Source organism: Pedobacter sp. UYP1 (genome assembly GCF_040547305.1).
GTDB lineage: Bacteria > Bacteroidota > Bacteroidia > Sphingobacteriales > Sphingobacteriaceae > Pedobacter.
Genome location: NZ_JBEPPL010000045.1, coordinates 1 through 1,813, shown reverse-complemented (window position 1 = coordinate 1,813; position 1,813 = coordinate 1). Strand labels below are relative to the sequence as shown.

Annotated in this window: 1 protein-coding gene; it reads right to left on the bottom strand. The window is 34.2% G+C overall.

The annotated features are described in order from the left end of the window. Positions 1-463 precede the first annotated feature (463 nt). Entirely contained in the window at positions 464-1,045 is a 582-nt protein-coding gene (locus ABIB30_RS27200; RefSeq protein WP_354306161.1) for an ATPase, read from the bottom strand. Between the last annotated feature and the right edge of the window lie 768 nt (positions 1,046-1,813).

Here is a 1,813-nt window from a genome sequence, read left to right as displayed (position 1 = left end):
GAAGCTTAACAACAACCTCTACTTTACATCCTTTCAATCCTCAGCACTCATCCTTTTCTCTGTTTCACTTCCTCCGAAGCGGGATGCAAAAGTAGGAAAATAAACCCGGATACCAAACAATAGCACACTAATAATTGTATACAATCGCTAACTGCATGATTTACAACACGAAATACTTTAACAGATAGTGTAAACCATACACAAACTATAGCTATTTCCCCTCTTAATTAATCCGATGACATCATTTCAGTTTATTCCACATACGTCCAACAATAGCATATTTATCAAATTAAAAAGCGTAAGCAAAGAAAAAATTAAAAGATCAATGCCTGAAATGAAGGTAATGCCGTTTAAAATAGATCAGAATACTTTGATCAAAACATGAAATAAAAAGATAGCGCGTATTGATAATTATAGAATGACACCTATTTCTTAAGATTTTGAATACCTATCCGCATAATGATTATATAATTTCTTCATCCAATTTCTGAATGATAGCATCCCAGGTATCCCTGTTAAGGATCATTTTTCCAGAACTATCATATTTTGCGATCACCTGAGGAGACAGATCCATGTTAGCTATAAGTGTCCACTGATTACATACCGGCATATAGAGTTTATACAAATTATAAATGCCCCGGTAATATCTGCGTCTGATCACATCAGCAGGAATATGATGACCACCTTTACTTACTCGTTTCGCCACACGTGCTATAGCCAGCTCCGGAGAACCTAACCAAAAATATAAAAGACTAACTTTATAACCCGCTTGCTGTGCCTGTTTAACCAGGGAAACATAACTTCGGGTAGATAGTGTGGTTTCAAAAGCAAAATCAACCCGGGCAACCATCAATTCACGAATACGTTTAAGCATAATCCTTCCCGATTCAAGAGCTACACTTTCAGGATTAAAAGGAGATAGGCCATGGGCAATATTATCAGCATTCACAAATTCCATACAATTTAGAATTTCTGGTAAAATAGTATGACTGGCAGTTGTCTTCCCTGAACCATTACAACCTGATATGATATATAGATCAGGCATGATAGATTCCTCTCTTATCAATAACTGAAATACTAAATTCCAGCCGATACCTGAATTTCCCAGGAATATCAAATGGTAAACAGAGAATTGATCGTTTCATCAATTATAAAGATAGAAATTATCTCATTGATCAGACAAATACTTATTCACTATGACTTGTTCTTATCGTCAGATCCAACAATCATAGACAGGCCATATACAAGAACTTATAAATTAATTATAAGCTCCACAAACTAAGGATAGATTCTTCCTTATGGATTTACATGCAAAAGTATTATTTACTAAAAATAATACTCGAACAGTAGGCGCAGTGCCTATTCAGGATGGATATAATATTATCGGATGCGTGAAAGTATTCAATTGAGGATATCAAATGTAAAGGAGGTAATCAGTGCGTTACAAATAAATACAAGCCCTGATTAATAATTTTCCGTTCCGGTCAAAAAGGAGATAGCCTGCTTTTGATAAAAAGGCTATAACATATTCAGAATATGTCTATACAAAAATGAGTTGTCTTATCATAAATAGCATTATCACGAGTTGAGTTATTCATAAATAACTGCGGAGCTTATTTTACAAAAACCTCTTTAACATATTCAGACTATGCCTATAAAAAGTCTTTAAACATAAAAAGCAATAAACCTTGTCAATAAAAGCGTCAGCCCTATTCATCAAAAGCTACTGCGCTATTCATCAAAAGCTACTGCGCTTGTTTACAAAAAGATTGTAAACTATAAACAGGATTTACAAAAAACCTCTTTAAACAAG

Coding starts and splice junctions, on each gene's coding strand:
- ABIB30_RS27200 (WP_354306161.1), bottom strand. CDS start 1,045: ATGCCTGATCTATATATCATATCAGGTTGTAATGGTTCAGGGAAGACA.